Source organism: Kitasatospora sp. NPDC085464, assembly GCF_044541955.1.
Classification (GTDB): domain Bacteria; phylum Actinomycetota; class Actinomycetes; order Streptomycetales; family Streptomycetaceae; genus Kitasatospora.
On record NZ_JBITTM010000009.1, the window covers coordinates 21,140 to 36,840 of the forward strand.

The following is a 15,701-nucleotide window of genomic DNA, read 5'->3' on the forward strand; positions in this document are numbered from 1 at the left end:
CGCACCGAAGGAACTGTCGCAATCCGACAATGCGTGCCCGCCGCACCCGGCCCGTCCCGGCGAAACCGCCCAGGCCCCGGGCCCGGCCCGGATCGGCGGGACTGTACGGGAACAACACGGGCGGGCGCACCCGTTGCCCCCTCGGTACGGGCGGGCCCGGAACCTGCCGTACCGTTCACCCGACCATCCCGGCGAGCGACGAAGGCAGAGCGGATGACCAAGGCACGGCCCGGGAGCACCCCCCGACGCGGACGACTGCTGGCCCTGACCGCCCTGGCGGCCGGCCTTGGCACGGCCGCCTGGTCGCTGCGCGACCTTCCGGCGGCGTTCGGACGCCGGCCGGACGGCGAACGCGAGGAGCGGGTGCGCAACTCCCCGCAGTACCGCGACGGCGTCTTCCACAACGCGCCCTCCGCGCTCGCCCGCACCTCGGGGGCCCCCGGCTTCGACGGTGCCACCGCCCGCCGGATGCTCTTCGAGCGCGAGGGCCGCGTCCCCGCCCACCCGGTGCCGACCGTCCGCCCGGCCACCCCGCCCGGTCCGGCCGCCGAGGGCGTGGAGATCATCTGGTACGGGCACGCCTCCGCGCTGGTGGAGATCGAGGGCTTCCGGGTACTGCTCGACCCGGTCTGGAGCGACCGCTGCTCCCCCTCCGCGCACATCGGCCCCAAGCGGCTGCACCCGGTGCCGGTCGAGCTGGAGGAGCTGCCGCCGGTCGACGCGGTGCTGATCTCGCACGACCACTACGATCACCTGGACATGGCGACGGTCAAGCGCCTGGTGCGCAGCCAGTCCGCGCCCTTCGCGGTGCCGCTCGGCATCGGCTCCCACCTGCGCCGCTGGGGCGTCCCGGAGCACCGGATCATCGAGCTGGACTGGGACGAGACCTGCAACCTGGGCGAGCTGGTGCTCACCCTGACCGCCGCGCACCACTTCTCCGGCCGCGGGCTGACCCGCAACACCACCCTCTGGGGCTCCTGGGTGATCGCCGGCCCGAACCGCAAGGTGTTCTACACCGGCGACTCCGGCTACTTCGAGGGCTACGCGCGGATCGGCGAGCAGCACGGCCCGTTCGACGCCGCGCTGGTCCAGATCGGCGCCTACGACGCGGCCTGGGCGGACATCCACATGACCCCCGAGGACGCCGTCCTCGCCCACCGGGACCTGACGGCCGGCCTGCTGGTGCCCGTCCACTGGTGCACCTTCAACCTGGGCCTGCACCGGTGGGCCGAGCCGATCGAGCGGCTGGTCGACGAGGCCAAGGCGCACGCCGTCCCGCTGGCGGTGCCGCGCCCCGGCGAGCGGGTGGACGTCGACAACCCGCCGGAGCTCGACGGCTGGTGGGAGTCCGTCGGCTGACGGCCCGCCGCGGCGCGGGCCCCGACGGCCCGCCACGGAGGCGGTCGACGGCCCGGAAAAAGGCTGCCGGTCTGACGGTCGTACTGGCCGAAACCGCAGCGCACCGGACGAAATGCGCTGGCCGGAAGCCCGGTGGACGGGAATGATGCGGTGCGGACGCCCCTGTGGCGCCGCACCGCCACCCTCCGCGACCTGGGAGCCCGATTGCCTCCGATCCCTCCGGCCGACCGCTCCGGCGCCCCGACCGGGCGCGCCGTCGACCCGCTGTTCCTCGCCCTGCCGCTGCGCACCCTCGCCGACGCCGCCCTCACCCGGGCCCGCGAACTCGGCGCGAGCCACGCCGACTTCCGTCTGGAGCGGATCCGCAGCGCCTCCTGGCGGCTGCGCGACGCCCGTCCGGCCGGCACCTCCGACGGCGTTCAGCTGGGCTTCGCCGTCCGGGTGCTGCTGGACGGCGCCTGGGGCTTCGCCGCCGGCGTGGACCTCACCACCGCCGCCGCGGCGAAGGTCGCCGAGCAGGCCGTCGCGGTGGCCCGTCTGTCCGGCGGGATCAGCCGGGCGGCCGGCTCCACCGAGCGGGTCGAGCTGGCCGACGAGCCGGTCCACCGGGACGTCACCTGGGTCTCCGCGTACGAGGTCAACCCCTTCGAGGTGCCGGACGCCGAGAAGACCGCGCTGCTCGCCGAGCGCAGCTCCCGGCTGCTGGCCGCCGAGGGCGTCTCGCACGTCCAGGCGGCCTTGAAGACCATCCAGGAGAACAAGTTCTACGCGGACACCGCGGGCACGGTGACCACCCAGCAGCGGATCCGGGTGCACTCCGAGCTGGAGGCCACCTCGGTCGACGAGCGCACCGGCGCCTTCGACTCGATGATGACGCTGGCCCCGCCGGTCGGCCGCGGCTACGAGTACGTCACCGGCACCGGCTGGGACTGGGACGCCGAGCTGGCCGAGCTGCCCGTCCTGCTCGCCGAGAAGATGAAGGCCCCGAGCGTCGAGGCCGGCCGCTACGACCTGGTCATCGACCCGACCAACCTGTGGCTCACCATCCACGAGTCGATCGGCCACGCCACCGAGCTCGACCGCGCGCTCGGCTACGAGGCCGCCTACGCCGGCACCTCCTTCGCCACCTTCGACAAGCTCGGTTCGCTGAAGTACGGCTCCGAGCTGATGCACGTCACCGGCGACCGCACCGCCGAGCACGGCCTGTCCACCATCGGATACGACGACGAGGGCGTCGCCACCCAGTCCTGGGACCTGGTCCGGGACGGCGTCCTGGTCGGCTACCAACTGGACCGCGGCATGGCCAAGTTGAAGGGCTTCGAGCGCTCCAACGGCTGCGCCTTCGCGGACTCCCCGGCGCACGTCCCGGTCCAGCGGATGGCCAACGTCTCGCTCCAGCCGGCCGCCGACGGCCCGGACACCGAGGGCCTGTTCGCCGACGTGGAGAACGGCCTGTACATCGTCGGCGACCGCTCCTGGTCGATCGACATGCAGCGGTACAACTTCCAGTTCACCGGACAGCGCGCCTACGCCATCAAGAACGGCGAACTCGCCGGCCAGGTCAAGGACTTCGCCTACCAGGCCACCACCACCGACTTCTGGGGCTCGATGGCGGCGGTCGGCGGCCCGCAGACCTACGTCCTCGGCGGCGCCTTCAACTGCGGCAAGGCGCAGCCCGGTCAGGTCGCGGCCGTCAGCCACGGCTGCCCGTCGGCGCTGTTCCGGAACGTCAACGTGCTCAACACCCAGCAGGAGGCGGGTCACTGATGACCGCGATGCAGCCCCACGAACTCGTCGAGCTGGCGCTCGGCCTCTCCCGCGCCGACGGCTGCGTGGTGATCGCCGACGAGGACTCCACCGCCAACCTGCGCTGGGCGGGCAACGCCCTGACCACCAACGGCGTCACCCGCGGCCGCCGGCTGACCGTGATCGCCACCGTCGCCGGCGCCGAGGGCACCGCCTCCGGCGTGGTCTCCCGCGACGCCGTCACCCCGGAGGAGGTCGAGGGCCTGGTCCGGGCCGCCGAGGAGGCCGCCCGCGCGGCCGGCCCGGCCGAGGACGCCCAGCCCCTGGTCGCCGACCGGCCCGCGTCCCCGGACTTCACCCAGCCGCCCGCGGAGACCTCCGTCGCGGTCTTCGACGCCTTCGGCCCGGCCCTCGGCGAGGCCTTCGCCCGCGCCGCCGCCCGGGGCGAGCTGCTGTACGGCTTCGCCCGGCACGAGGTGACCTCCAGCTACCTGGGCAGCTCCACCGGCCTGCGGCTGCGCCACGACCAGCCCACCGGCATGGTCGAGTTCAACGCCAAGACCGCCGACCTGTCCGGCTCGGCCTGGATCGGCGCCGCCACCCGGGACTTCACCGACGTCGACGTCGCCGCCCTGCACACCGAACTGACCAAGCGCCTCGGCTGGGGCGCCCGCAAGGTGGACCTGCCGGCCGGCCGCTACGAGACGCTGCTGCCGCCGTCGGCCGTCGCCGACCTGATGGTCTACCTCAGCTGGTCCTGCGGCGGCCGGGACGCCCACGAGGGCCGGACGGTGTTCTCCAAGCCCGGCGGCGGCACCCGGATCGGCGACAAGCTCAGCGGGCTGCCGCTGACGCTGCGCTCCGACCCGCAGGAGCCCGGCCTGCAGGCCCCGCCGTTCGTGCTCACGCACTCCACCGGCGGGGACGCCTCGGTCTTCGACAACGGCGAGCCGGTCGCCGCCACCGAGTGGATCCGCGGGGGCGTGCTGAACGACCTCGTCACCAGCCGCCACTCGGCCGGCCTGACCGGGCTGCCGGTCCGTCCGGCGATCGACAACCTCGTCCTGGAGACGGCCGACCAGGAGTCGGCGCCGACCCTGGACGAGATGATCGCCCGCACCGAACGCGGCCTGCTGCTCACCTGCCTCTGGTACATCCGCGAGGTGGACCCGGCGACGCTGCTGCTCACCGGCCTCACCCGGGACGGCGTCTACCTGGTGGAGAACGGCGAGGTCGTCGGCGCGGTCAACAACTTCCGGTTCAACGAGTCCCCGGTGGACCTCCTGGACCGGATCACCGAGGTGGGCCGCACCGAGCACTGCCTGCCCCGCGAGTGGAGCGACTGGTTCACCCGCACCGCGATGCCACCCGTGCGTGTCGCGGACTTCAACATGAGTTCGGTCAGCCAGGCCTCATAGCCACTGACCGACGGGGGATACGAGAGACATGATGGACGAGAAGCGGCTGGTCAAGACCAGCAAGATGCTGGCCCGCATCCTGCGGCACGACCCCGACCGGGTGGGTGTCACGCTGGACGAGGCCGGCTGGGTCCGGATCGACGTGCTGCTCGCCGCGCTGGCGGCCAAGGGCAACCGGCTGACCCGGGTCGAGCTGGACCACGTGGTGACCACCAACAACAAACGCCGCTTCGGCTACTCACCGGACGGCCTCTCGATCCGCGCGAATCAGGGCCACACGGTGGCGGTCGACCTCGGTCTGGCCGCCGCCGTGCCGCCCCACGTGCTCTACCACGGCACCGCCGACCGGCACCTCGCGGCGATCTTCCGCGAGGGCCTGCGCCCGATGGCCCGCCAGGACGTCCACCTCTCGGCCGACACCGAGACGGCGACCAGGGTCGGCGCCCGGCACGGCCGCCCGGTGGTGCTGACGGTGCACGCCGCCGCGATGGCGGCGGCCGGCCACGAGTTCCGGGTCAGCGAGAACGGCGTCTGGCTCACCGACGCCGTACCGCCGCAGTACCTCTCCCGGCGCTCGTAGCCGGGCACCCGCCCCCGGCGGGTCCACCCGACGCGCGCCCTCGACGCGCACACCCGCCGGCCGCCCCGGGCCGGGCCGTCCGCTCCGCCGTACAGGCCCATCGGGCACCCGACCGGGTGGGTCCGCCCCACCCGGTCTCGTCGCCCCGACCACCCGGGCGTACCGTGAGGAGGCCGCGCGGCCAGGCGCGCGGGTGCGTGACGAGGGCGGTAGGACACATGGGCAAGAGCGCCGGCGACGGCCGGGTCTTCCGGATCACGGGGGCGCGCAGCAGCCTCAGCGAGGACGTCCGGGGGCGCCAGCGCCGCTACGTCGTCTCGATGCTGCTCCGCACCGTCTGCGTACTGCTCGCGGTGGTGCTGTGGGACGTCCAGCGCTGGCTGGCGTTCGTGGCACTGGCCGGCGGCGTGCTGCTGCCCTACTTCGCCGTGTTGATAGCGAACGCCGGCCGGGAGCGGGCCCCGGGCCTGCCGAGCGCCTTCGACATCCCCTCGGACACCCCGTTGATGCTGGGCCCCGGTGGGAGGGGTGGGGCGGGTGCGACTGCCGGTACAGGAGAGGCAAAGGCCTCTGCCACCGATCCTTCACAGGACGTGAACTGACCGTCCTTTTCACCCCGCTTCGCCCGCGCCCCGCTCGGCGAAAGCTCAAAAGAAGCTCAGATTAATCATGCAAGACCTCCCCATCCGGGGGTCGTGGCGTGACATACTGCGTACGCGCTCCGCATCCCCCGTCGGAGCGACGGACCGACGCCGGGCAGCTCCCCCCGTGGCTGCCCGGCGTCGCCATGCCCGGATCCGGTCGTCCCCACCGGGCGTGACAGACTGGCGGTGCATTCTTCCCGCCTAACGCTGAGGACGGCCCGATGGACACCCCGCAGACGCCGATCTGCTCCGCCAAGGGCTGCCGGGCGGACGCCGGCTGGGTGCTGGTGTGGAACAACCCCAAGCTGCACACCCCGGACCGCCGCAAGACCTGGCTCGCCTGCGACGAGCACCGCGAGCACCTGTCGCAGTTCCTCGGCGTGCGCGGCTTCCTCAAGGAGGTCGTCGCCTTCGCCGACTGGGCCCCCGAGCCCGGCACCCCGGCCTGACCGCGGTCCGACCCGACCGCACCCCGGGCGCAGCACACCGAGCGCAGGCCGCCCACCGCGGCCCGCTCGCCGCCCCGTCCTAGCCGCCGATCGCGGACATCGGCCGCTCCGGCTGGAGGAACTCCGGGTCGTCGATCCCGGCCCCGGCCTTCTTGCCCCACATCGCCGCCCGCCACAGCGCGGCCAGCTCGGCGTCGTCCGCGCCGGAGCGCAGCGCCGTGCGCAGGTCCGTCTCCCCGGTCGCGAACAGGCAGTTGCGCACCTGGCCGTCGGCCGTCAGCCGGGTGCGGTCGCAGGCGCGGCAGAACGGGCGGGTGACGGAGGCGATCACGCCGACCCGGGCCGGGCCGCCGTCCACCAGCCAGCGTTCGGCGGGGGCCGCGCCCCGACTGCCGGAGGGCTCCGGGGTGAGCGCGAAGCGGGCGCGGAGCAGCTCCAGGATCTCCTCCGCGGTGACCATCGAGGAGCGGTCCCAGCCGTGCTGGGCGTCCAGCGGCATCTGCTCGATGAAGCGCAGCTCGTAGCCCCGCTCCAGGCACCAGGCCAGCAGGTCGCCCGCCTCGTGGTCGTTGACCCCGCGCATCAGCACCGCGTTCAGCTTGACCGGCGCCAGCCCGGCGGCCTCGGCGGCGGCCAGCCCGTCCAGTACGTCCTGGTGGCGCCGGCGGCGGGTGAGGGTGTGGAACACCTCGGGGTCGAGGGTGTCCAGCGAGACGTTGACCCGGTCGAGGCCGGCCTCGCGCAGCGCCGTCGCGGTGCGGGCCAGCCCGATGCCGTTGGTGGTCAGCGAGATTTCGGGGCGGGGCTCCAGCTCCGCGCAGGCGGCGACCACGGGGACCAGTCCGGGGCGCAGCAGCGGCTCGCCGCCGGTGAAGCGGACCTCGCGGACGCCCAGGTCGCGCACGGCGATCGCGACCAGCCGGACGATCTCCTCGTCGGTCAGCAGCTCCGGCTTGGCCAGCCACTGCAGGCCCTCCTCGGGCATGCAGTAGGTGCAGCGCAGGTTGCACCGGTCCGTGAGGGAGACCCGCAGGTCCACGGCCTGTCGTCCGAAGCTGTCGAGCAGCACGTGCGTCCTTCCCCGAGATGCGGCCGGCCCGGCCACCGTCACGGCGGGCCGGGCCAGCATAGTCATCGCGGAACGATCAATGGGCGCCCAGTCCGGTCAGTGAGCGGACCTCCAGTTCAGCGTACTTCGCCGGGTCGGGTCGTTCGGTGGACAGCAGGGTGCCGAGCCAGCCCGCCAGGAAGCCGATCGGGATGGAGACCAGGCCGGGGTTCTCCAGCGGGAACCAGTGGAAGTCGGCGTGCGGGAACAGCGACTTCTCGCTCCCGGACAGCACCGGGGAGAACGCCACCAGCACCACCGAGGAGATCAGGCCGGCGTAGACCGAGCTGACCGCGCCGACGGTGGTGAAGCGCTTCCAGAACAGCGAGTACAGCAGGGTCGGCAGGTTCGCCGAGGCGGCCACCGCGAAGGCGAGCGCCACCAGGGCTGCGGTGCTGAGCTTGCCGGCGTAGAGGCTGAGCACGATGGAGATCGCGCCGATCACCACCGCGGCCCACTTCGCCGAGAGCACCTCCTCCTTCTCGCTCGCCTTCCCGCGCCGGATCACGTTGGCGTACAAGTCGTGCGCGAAGGAGGCCGAGGAGGCGAGGGTGAGCCCGGCGACCACGGCGAGGATGGTGGCGAAGGCGACCGCCGAGATCACCGCGAGCATGATCGCCCCGCCGGTGGTCCCGGCCCCGCCGCCGAGCTGCTCGGCGAGCAGCGGCGCCGCGGTGTTCCCGGACGGCGTCTTGCCCTCGACGGCCACCATGCCGCTGCGGCCGACCAGGGCCGCCGCGCCGAAGCCGAGCGCCAGGGTCATCAGGTAGAAGACGCCGATGATGCCGATCGCCCAGAGCACCGACTTCCGGGCCGCCTTGGCGGTGGGGACGGTGTAGAAGCGGACCAGGATGTGCGGCAGGCCGGCGGTGCCGAGCACCAGGGCGATCCCGAGGCTGATGAAGTCGAGCTTGGAGGTGTCGCTGGCACCGTACTTCAGCCCGGGTTCGAGGAAGGCCGCGCCCTTGCCGCTGGCGGAGGCCGCCGCGCCGAGCAGCTCGGAGGGGTTGAAGTGGTACTTGGCGAGCACCAGGACGGTCATCAGTGCGGCACCGGCGATCAGCAGGACCGCCTTGACGATCTGCACCCAGGTGGTGCCCTTCATGCCCCCTATCACCACGTAGATGATCATCAGCGCGCCCACCGCCAGGATGGTCCAGCGCTTGGCGCCGTCCCCGGTGACCCCCAGCAGCAGCGCCACCAGCGCCCCCGCGCCGACCATCTGGGCGAGCAGGTAGAAGATCGACACCACGATGGTGGACACGCCGGCCGCGGTGCGCACCGGACGCTGGCGCATCCGGAACGCGAGCACGTCCGCCATGGTGAAGCGGCCGGAGTTGCGCAGCGGTTCGGCGATCAGCAGCAGCGCGACCAGCCAGGCGACCAGGAAGCCGATCGAGTACAGGAAGCCGTCGTAGCCGTTGAGCGCGATCAGCCCGGCGATGCCGAGGAAGGAGGCGGCGGACATGTAGTCGCCGGAGATGGCCAGACCGTTCTGGAAGCCGGTGAAGCCGCGGCCGCCGGCGTAGAAGTCGGAGGCGCTCCGGTTCTGCCGCCCGGCCCAGACGGTGATGACCAGGGTGGCCACCACGAAGACCCCGAACAGGGTCATCGTCAGGCCGCGGTGCTCGGTGGCGGAGCTGGAGAGCAATGTCATTCGGCGGACTCCCGGGGGGCGTGGACGACGGCACCGTGCGCCTCGCGGATCGCGGTGGCGGCGGGGTCGATCCGCCGGTCCGCGTAGCGGGCGTACCAGGCGGCGATCGCGAAGGTGGTGGCGAACTGCAGCAGCCCGAGCACCAGGGCGACGTTGACGTGCCCGGCGACCTTGGCGCGCATCAGGCCGGGGGCGTAGCAGGAGAGCAGGACGTAGAGCAGGTACCAGAGCACGAAGCCGATGGTGACCGGGAAGGCGAAGCTCCGGAACGAGCGCCGGAGGGTACGGAACTCCTCGCTTTCGTCGATGAGTTGGACTTCCGTGGGGGCAGTGGTGATCGGCGGCGAATCCACTCTTTCTCCTCACTCCTTCGGCGTAGCTGGCACACAGGGGAACGATCGAACGTGAGGGGCGTCACATGTGGCTGACGCGCCGCGCAATGCTAGGAGCGTCGTGCCCATACCGGATAGGAGTTGACCGCGATCAGCCAGGCGTTCACCCCCTCGCGCCACCCGAATGGCCGAAAACGACCACTTGCACCCCTTCGGACCACCCCCGGCGCATGCGAAAGGGGCGGCACCGACCAGCGGTGCCACCCCTCGTGACGACGCGTCAGAAGGCGATCCGGACCTTCAGAGCCGAGCGGTCGTCCATCGCCCGGTAGCCGTCCGGCACGCCGTCCAGGTCGACCGTGCGGTCGAACACCAGGCCCGGCTCGATGGCCCCGGAGAGCACGTCCGGCAGCAGCTCGGGGATGTACGCGCGGGCCGGGGCGACGCCACCGTTCAGCGAAACGTTTCGGCCGAACATCTGACCGATGTCCACGCCCGCGCTGCCGCCGTGCGGCACCCCGACGTAGCCCACCGCGCCGCCGTCGCGGGCGATCGAGACGGCCGTCCGCATCGACTCCTCGGTGCCGACCGCCTCCAGCACCGCGTGCGCGCCCTGGCCCCCGGTCAGCTCCTTGACCGCCTCGACGGCGGCGTCCCCGCGCTCGGCGACCACGTCCGTCGCCCCGAAGCGACGGGCCAGCTCGGTCCGGGCGGTGTGCCGGCCCAGCGCGATGATCCGGCCCGCGCCCAGCCGGTGCGCCGCCAGGACGCCGCACAGGCCCACCGCGCCGTCGCCGACCACCGCGACCGTCGAACCGGGCCGCACCCGCGCCGAGACCGCCGCGTGGTGCCCGGTCGACATCACGTCCGACAGCGCCAGCAGCCCGGGCAGCAGCTTCTCGTCACCGGCCGCCTCCTTCGGCAGCTTCACCAGCGTCCCGTCCGCGAACGGCACCCGCACGGCCTCGCCCTGCCCGCCGTCCGAGCCGACCTGCCCCCAGAACCCGCCGTGCGGGCAGGAGGTGTGCAGGCCTTCGCGACAGAAATCACACGTCCCGTCCGACCAGACGAACGGCGCCAGCACCAGGTCGCCCTTGGCGAAGCCGCGCACCTCGGCGCCGGCCTCCTCGACCACGCCCAGGAACTCGTGCCCGATCCGCTGGCCGGCCACCCGCTGGGCCACCCCGCGGTACGCCCACAGGTCGCTGCCGCAGATGCAGGCGTTCAGCACGCGGAGCACCACGTCCGTCGGGTGCTGGATCACCGGGTCCGGTACGTCCTCGATCCGGATGTCGTTGGGGCCGTGGATCACGGTGGCACGCATGCGCTGTCCTTAACTGAAACGAACTCGACCAGGTGTACGACACCCCCGTCGACCACTCTATTCCGGCCGGTCGGTCGGAACATTCCGGCCGGGCCCCTCCGCCCCGCCCCTTATCCTGTTGGACCATGCAACCGATCCAGCCCGCGCCGAGGACCGCCCCGGTCCCCGCACAGCGCTCCGCCGCCCCCACCGAGGGCTTCGCGGTCGTCGACGTCGAGACCACTGGTCTCGGCCGTACGGACCGCGTCATCTCGGCGGGCGTCTACCAGCTGGACCCGGACGGCGAGGTCACCGACCACTGGTACACCCTGGTCAACCCCGAGCGGGACCCGGGCCCGGTCTGGATCCACGGCCTGACCACCGAGCTGCTCTCCTCCGCCCCGACCTTCCCGCAGGTCGCCGATGAGTTCGCCGACCGGCTGCGCGGCCGGGTCCTGGTCGCGCACAACGCGCTCTTCGACTGGAACATGATCTCCCGCGAGTTCTCCCGGGCCGGTCTGCACGCCCCGGTCGAGCAGCGGCTGTGCACCATGGTCCTCTCCCGCGACCTGCGCCTGCCGCTGCCCAACGGCAAGCTGGCCTCGCTCGCCGCGCACTTCGGCGTCCGGCAGCGCCACGCCCACAACGCCCTGGACGACGCCCGGGTGCTCGCCGAGGCCTTCCGCCCCAGCCTGCACCTCGCCCGCCTCGGCGGCGTCCCGCTGCCGCTGCAGAACTGCGTCGCGGTCACCGACCTCGGCGAGGACGAGCCCGCCGCCCCCGGCCGCGCCTCCTGGACCGGCGCGAACTACCGCCAGGCCAAGAAGCGCCCGCCCTGCCCGCACCCCAACCCGGGACGCTGGCAGGACGGCGAGCCGCTGGTCCAGGGCATGCGGGTGGCCTTCACCGGCGACACCGCGACCGACCGCGAGCTGCTGGAGGACCGCGCCGTCGAGGCCGGCCTGCACATCGCCACCTCCGTGAGCCGCCTCACCAGCCTGCTGGTCACCAACGAACCGGACAGCTGGAGCGGCAAGGCCCGCAAGGCCCGTGAGGTCGGCACCCCCGTGGTCACCGAGGACGCCTTCCTGCAGCTGCTGCGCGAGGTCGCCCCGCACCCCGGTGCGTGAGCCCGTTGTGAGGTCGGCGTACCGTTCCCATGTGTACCGTTTTCTGCTGACCCGCCAGTGGCTGATCACCATGCTGATCGCGCTGCTGCTGATCCCCGCGACGATCAAGCTGGGCTTCTGGCAGCTGCACCGCCACGAGGCGCGGGTGGCCCGGAACGAGCTGATCGGCAAGGCCCTCACGGACGCCCCGGTCCCCTTCGACACGCTGTCCCCGACGCCCGGCTTCGCGGTCCCCAAGGACCTCACCTGGCGCGCGGTGACCGCCACCGGCCAGTACGACCCGGCACACGAGTTCGTGGTCCGCAAGCGGACCGACTCCAGCGGGGACACGATCGGCTACTTCGTCGTGACCCCGCTGAAGCTCTCCGACGGCAAGGGCAGCGTCCTGGTCAACCGCGGCTGGGTCGCCTCCGGCGCCACCGCCACCGAGTACCCGCCCGTCCCCGCCGCCCCCACCGGTGAGGTCTCCGTCACCGGACGGATGCGCGCCGACGAGACCTACGGCGCCAGCGGCATCAAGGACCGGTCCGGCCTGCCGGACCGCCAGTTCAACCTGATCAACACCGCCGAGCAGGTCAAGGAGACCGGCGCCACCCTCCTCGGCGGCTACCTCGAACTCTCCGCCACCACCCCGGCCCCGGCCGACCAGCCACAGCTGATCCCCGAGCCCAACCACTCCGACATCGGCCCGCACATGGCCTACGCCATCCAGTGGTGGCTGTTCACGGCGATGATCCCGGTCGGCGTCTGGATCCTCGCCCGCCGCGAGGCCAAGGACCGCGCCAAGCAGGCCGCCGAGCCCGAGACCGTCGCCGAACCCGTCCCGGCCTAGGCTCCGGCCTCAAGCGCGGAGCACGTCGTCCAGCTCCCGCAGCAGCCGCGCCTTCGCCCGCGCCCCCACCACCGACCGCACCGGCTGCCCGCCGCGGAACACCATCAGCGTCGGCATCGAGAGCACCCCGTACGCCGCCTGCGTCCGCGGGTTGTGGTCCACGTCGAGGCTCACCACCCGCAGCCGGTGCGCCTCCTCCCGGGCGATGTCCGCCAGCACCGGGGCCATCATCCGGCACGGCGGACACCAGTCCGCCGTGAAGTCCACCAGCACCGGCCCCTCGGCCGCCAACACCTCCGCGGCGAACGTGTCGTCCGTCACCGCCGGCACACCCGTGATCTCCACCATCGTCTACTCCTCCGCCAGTTCACACCGTGGTGGTCGCTCGGAAGCCGCGAGGTCGTCCCGCGCCCGCACCGCCCGCTCGAACTGCCCGGCCACCCGCGCACGCGCCTCCTGCAGCCGCGCGATGCAGTCGTCCAACTCGGCGAGCTTGCGCTCGTACACCTCCAGCGAGGCCGGGCACGAGTCCCCCTCCGGGTGACCCGCCCGCAGGCACTCCACGAACGGCCGGGTCTCCTCCAGCCCGAACCCGGCGTCCTGGAGCATCCGGATCTCCCGCAACAGCCGCAGGTCCCCCTCGTCGTACGCCCGGTACCCGTTGCCCGCCCGCCGGGCCGGCAACAGACCCAACTGCTCGTAGTACCGCAGCGCCCGCGTGGTCGTCCCCGCCCGCTCCGCCAACTCCCCGATCCGCATGCCGAACCCGCTCCTCCCGCACTTCCGGCGACGACCGTAAACCTTCCCCCCGGCGTCAACGCCAGCCCGCACCGCCGAACGCCCGCCCCACCCGGCAAGATGTCCCCCATGGATCTCGGACTCGAAGACAAGGCCTACATCGTCACCGGCGCCACCCGGGGCCTCGGCCTCGCCGCCGCCCGCGAACTCGCCGCCGACGGCGCCCGCGTCCTGGTCAGCGGCCGCACCCGACAGGCCGTCGACAAGGCCGTGGCCGAACTCGACGCCCTCGGCACCGCCCGCGGCATGGTCGCCGACAACGCCTCCCCCGACACCCCCGAGCGCCTGATCGCCGAGGCCAGGCAGCACTTCGGCCGTTTCGACGGCATCCTGATCAGCGTCGGCGGCCCCCAGGCCGGCCCGGTCGAGACCACCCCCGAGGAGGCCTGGCGCGACGCCTTCGAGTCCGTCTTCCTCGGCGCCCTCCGCCTCGCCCGCGCGGCCGCAGCCGAACTCTCCGACGGCGGCGTGATCGGCTTCGTGCTCTCCAGCTCGGTCCGCCAGCCGATCCCCGGCCTCGGCGTGTCCAACGGCCTGCGCCCGGGCCTCGCGATGGCCGCAAAGACGCTCGCCGACGAGCTCGGCCCCCGCGGCATCCGCGTGGTCGGCCTGCTGCCCGCCCGGATCGACACCGACCGGGTCCGCGAACTCGACGCCCTCGCCGACGACCCGCAGGCCGCCCGCACCGCGGCCAGCGCCGGCATCCCGCTCGGCCGCTACGGCACCCCCGAGGAGTTCGGCAAGGTCGCCGCCTTCATGCTCTCCCCGGCCGCCTCCTACCTGACCGGCCTGATGGTCCCGGTCGACGGCGGCGCCCTGCGCACCCTCTGATCCCTACACCACCCGCGACCGCCTCCGCCGCCGCCGGGGCCACCGGTGCCGCGGCTCGGCGGGGGCCGCCTGCAACACCCGGATCCGCAGGTCGGCGGGCAGCTCCGGCAGGCTCAGACTGCGGCACGCGTCGGTCCGGGGCCCGTCCTCGAAGTGCGCCACGAGCCCGGCCGGATCCCCGCCCGGCGTCAACCGCACCGCACCGCGCAACCGCGGGTGCCGCGGCGCCCGCACCAGCCGGATCCCCGCCCGCTCGACCTCGGGCAGCACGGCCGTCCCGCTCTCCATCGCCTCCTCCAACGCCCGGGCGCCGACCCGCAGCCGGAGCCCGCTCACCCCCGGCGTGGGCACCGCGATGCTGGACAGCCCGGTGCGCCGCAGCTGCGCCACCAGCCACCACACCATCCCCGCCATCAGCACGGCCAGCCCGCCGATCACCGTCGGCCACCACCACGTCGAGTCCACCCACCGGCTGCGCGTGCGCACGCTCACCACCGGCTGGTCCGGCGACGTCCACGGCCACCAGTTCGGCGGGCTCACGCCCAACCGCCGGTACAGGTCGAGCCCGCCCGCCAGCACCAGCACCCCGACACCCAGCACCACCAGGCCCACCGCCCCCAGCAGCACCCGGTTGACGACCACCCGCGTCACGGCGCGGCCCCCGTTCCCGGCCCGGCCCCCGTGCCAGGTCCCGTCTCGGGCTCTGCCTCCGCCGTTGCCGCTGTCCCCGCCTCGGGCTCTGTCTCCGCCCTTGCCGCTGTCCCCGCCTCGGGCTCTGCCTCCGCCGCTGCCGCTGTCCCCGCTGCGGGCTCTGCCTCCGCCGTCGCCGCTGTCCCCGCTGCGGTCGCCGCCTCCGACTCCGCCTCCGGGCCGGCCCCCGCGTCGCCGCCCGCCGCGCGCCCACCGGCCGTGCGCACGTCCAACCGCAACGGCCGGGCCAACCCCACCCGGTCCAGCTCGTCCCGCAACTGCCGCTGCACCGAAGCCGGATCGGCCGGACCGACCAGCGAGACCCGGGCCCTGCGCCGCCCGACCTTGATCCTCAGGTGGTCGATCCCGGCCAGCCCCGCTGCCCGGTCCGTCAGCAGGTGCCCGATCCCGGCCCGCTCGACGGCCGCCGCGGTGCCCCCGTAGGGCCGCAGCACCAGCCACCGCCCCAGCCCGGGCGCGATCGCCAGCCACAGCAGCCACCCGCCCAGCAGTGCGGCCACCCCGGCCCCGACCAGCACCCACGTGTCATCCAGGTGCCGAGTCGCCAGCTCGTCCACGATCTGCGCCCGCCACGCCCGCGCCGGCTGCCCGGCGCGGACCGCGATCACGTCGTACAGCAGCGCCCCCGCGGCCAGCAGCAGCACGGTCGCCACCGCCGTGGCCGCCACCGTCCGCGGCGCCCGCAGCCTCCGTACCTTCCCCGCCCCCGCTCCCGGGCCCTCGACGGCCTCCGCGTTCGCGCCGGTCGCAGGCACGTCACTCGCAGGCGCGCCGCCCGCAGACACGTCGCCCGCAGGTGCGTC

At 73.5% G+C, this 15,701-nt stretch carries 17 protein-coding genes; 9 read left to right on the plus strand and 8 right to left on the minus strand.

Features of this window, described 5'->3' with window-relative positions; all coding sequences use genetic code 11:
- Window positions 1-213: 213 nt before the first annotated feature.
- From ACIGG8_RS09855 to ACIGG8_RS09880, 6 genes are all read left to right on the plus strand, one after another.
- Window positions 214-1,359: an MBL fold metallo-hydrolase gene (locus tag ACIGG8_RS09855; RefSeq protein WP_396546783.1), complete on the plus strand. Its 1,146-nt coding sequence runs from the start codon at window positions 214-216 to the stop codon at window positions 1,357-1,359.
- Between the two features lie 204 nt (window positions 1,360-1,563).
- Window positions 1,564-3,126 (plus strand): TldD/PmbA family protein, encoded by a 1,563-nt coding sequence (locus ACIGG8_RS09860; RefSeq protein WP_396546785.1) that lies wholly within the window; start codon window positions 1,564-1,566, stop codon window positions 3,124-3,126.
- Window positions 3,126-4,523 carry a metallopeptidase TldD-related protein gene (locus ACIGG8_RS09865; RefSeq protein WP_396546786.1) on the plus strand — a complete coding sequence of 466 codons (1,398 nt, stop codon included), beginning with the start codon at window positions 3,126-3,128 and terminating at the stop codon, window positions 4,521-4,523. Before ACIGG8_RS09860 ends, ACIGG8_RS09865 begins: the two co-directional genes overlap by 1 nt.
- 31 nt (window positions 4,524-4,554) lie before the next feature.
- Window positions 4,555-5,103 carry an RNA 2'-phosphotransferase gene (locus tag ACIGG8_RS09870; RefSeq protein ID WP_396547010.1) on the plus strand — a complete coding sequence of 183 codons (549 nt, stop codon included), beginning with the start codon at window positions 4,555-4,557 and terminating at the stop codon, window positions 5,101-5,103.
- Window positions 5,104-5,321: 218 nt separating this feature from the next.
- Window positions 5,322-5,705 (plus strand): DUF3099 domain-containing protein, encoded by a 384-nt coding sequence (locus tag ACIGG8_RS09875; protein ID WP_350525268.1) that lies wholly within the window; start codon window positions 5,322-5,324, stop codon window positions 5,703-5,705.
- A 263-nt stretch (window positions 5,706-5,968) separates the two neighbouring features.
- Entirely contained in the window at window positions 5,969-6,196 is a 228-nt protein-coding gene (locus ACIGG8_RS09880) for a hypothetical protein (RefSeq protein ID WP_396546788.1), read from the plus strand.
- Between the two features lie 79 nt (window positions 6,197-6,275).
- Here the strand turns inward: ACIGG8_RS09880 and moaA are convergent, their stop codons facing one another.
- The 4 genes from moaA to ACIGG8_RS09900 form a co-directional block, all read right to left on the minus strand.
- Window positions 6,276-7,265, minus strand: a complete 990-nt coding sequence (moaA, locus tag ACIGG8_RS09885) for a GTP 3',8-cyclase MoaA (protein ID WP_396547012.1) — start codon at window positions 7,263-7,265, stop codon at window positions 6,276-6,278.
- Window positions 7,266-7,341: 76 nt separating this feature from the next.
- Window positions 7,342-8,961 (minus strand): cation acetate symporter, encoded by a 1,620-nt coding sequence (locus ACIGG8_RS09890; RefSeq protein ID WP_350525271.1) that lies wholly within the window; start codon window positions 8,959-8,961, stop codon window positions 7,342-7,344.
- Complete coding sequence (locus ACIGG8_RS09895; protein ID WP_396546790.1) at window positions 8,958-9,314, minus strand: DUF485 domain-containing protein; 357 nt, start codon at window positions 9,312-9,314, stop codon at window positions 8,958-8,960. Before ACIGG8_RS09895 ends, ACIGG8_RS09890 begins: the two co-directional genes overlap by 4 nt.
- Before the next feature lie 259 nt (window positions 9,315-9,573).
- Window positions 9,574-10,617: a zinc-dependent alcohol dehydrogenase family protein gene (locus ACIGG8_RS09900; RefSeq protein ID WP_396546792.1), complete on the minus strand. Its 1,044-nt coding sequence runs from the start codon at window positions 10,615-10,617 to the stop codon at window positions 9,574-9,576.
- 125 nt (window positions 10,618-10,742) lie between these two features.
- On the opposite strand from ACIGG8_RS09900, the gene ACIGG8_RS09905 reads away from it, so the two are divergent.
- Both ACIGG8_RS09905 and ACIGG8_RS09910 read left to right on the plus strand, forming a co-directional pair.
- Complete coding sequence (locus tag ACIGG8_RS09905) at window positions 10,743-11,726, plus strand: DEDDh family exonuclease (RefSeq protein WP_350525274.1); 984 nt, start codon at window positions 10,743-10,745, stop codon at window positions 11,724-11,726.
- A gap of 31 nt (window positions 11,727-11,757) precedes the next feature.
- Window positions 11,758-12,558 carry an SURF1 family protein gene (locus ACIGG8_RS09910; protein ID WP_396546794.1) on the plus strand — a complete coding sequence of 267 codons (801 nt, stop codon included), beginning with the start codon at window positions 11,758-11,760 and terminating at the stop codon, window positions 12,556-12,558.
- Window positions 12,559-12,567: 9 nt separating this feature from the next.
- Here the strand turns inward: ACIGG8_RS09910 and trxA are convergent, their stop codons facing one another.
- Window positions 12,568-12,906 carry a thioredoxin gene (gene trxA, locus ACIGG8_RS09915; protein ID WP_396546796.1) on the minus strand — a complete coding sequence of 113 codons (339 nt, stop codon included), beginning with the start codon at window positions 12,904-12,906 and terminating at the stop codon, window positions 12,568-12,570.
- Window positions 12,907-12,909: 3 nt separating this feature from the next.
- Entirely contained in the window at window positions 12,910-13,317 is a 408-nt protein-coding gene (locus tag ACIGG8_RS09920; protein WP_396546798.1) for a MerR family transcriptional regulator, read from the minus strand.
- A 108-nt stretch (window positions 13,318-13,425) separates the two neighbouring features.
- Between ACIGG8_RS09920 and ACIGG8_RS09925 the strand changes: the two genes are divergently transcribed.
- Window positions 13,426-14,187: an SDR family oxidoreductase gene (locus ACIGG8_RS09925; RefSeq protein WP_396546799.1), complete on the plus strand. Its 762-nt coding sequence runs from the start codon at window positions 13,426-13,428 to the stop codon at window positions 14,185-14,187.
- Between the two features lie 3 nt (window positions 14,188-14,190).
- Here ACIGG8_RS09925 and ACIGG8_RS09930 read toward each other — a convergent pair whose 3' ends face one another.
- A complete protein-coding gene (locus ACIGG8_RS09930) occupies window positions 14,191-14,838 on the minus strand; it encodes an alkaline shock response membrane anchor protein AmaP (protein WP_396546801.1) in 648 nt (215 codons plus the stop codon).
- The gene (locus ACIGG8_RS09935) at window positions 14,835-15,551 is read right to left on the minus strand and encodes a DUF6286 domain-containing protein (protein ID WP_396546803.1); all 717 of its coding nucleotides are present in this window, start codon (window positions 15,549-15,551) and stop codon (window positions 14,835-14,837) included. Before ACIGG8_RS09935 ends, ACIGG8_RS09930 begins: the two co-directional genes overlap by 4 nt.
- Between the last annotated feature and the right edge of the window lie 150 nt (window positions 15,552-15,701).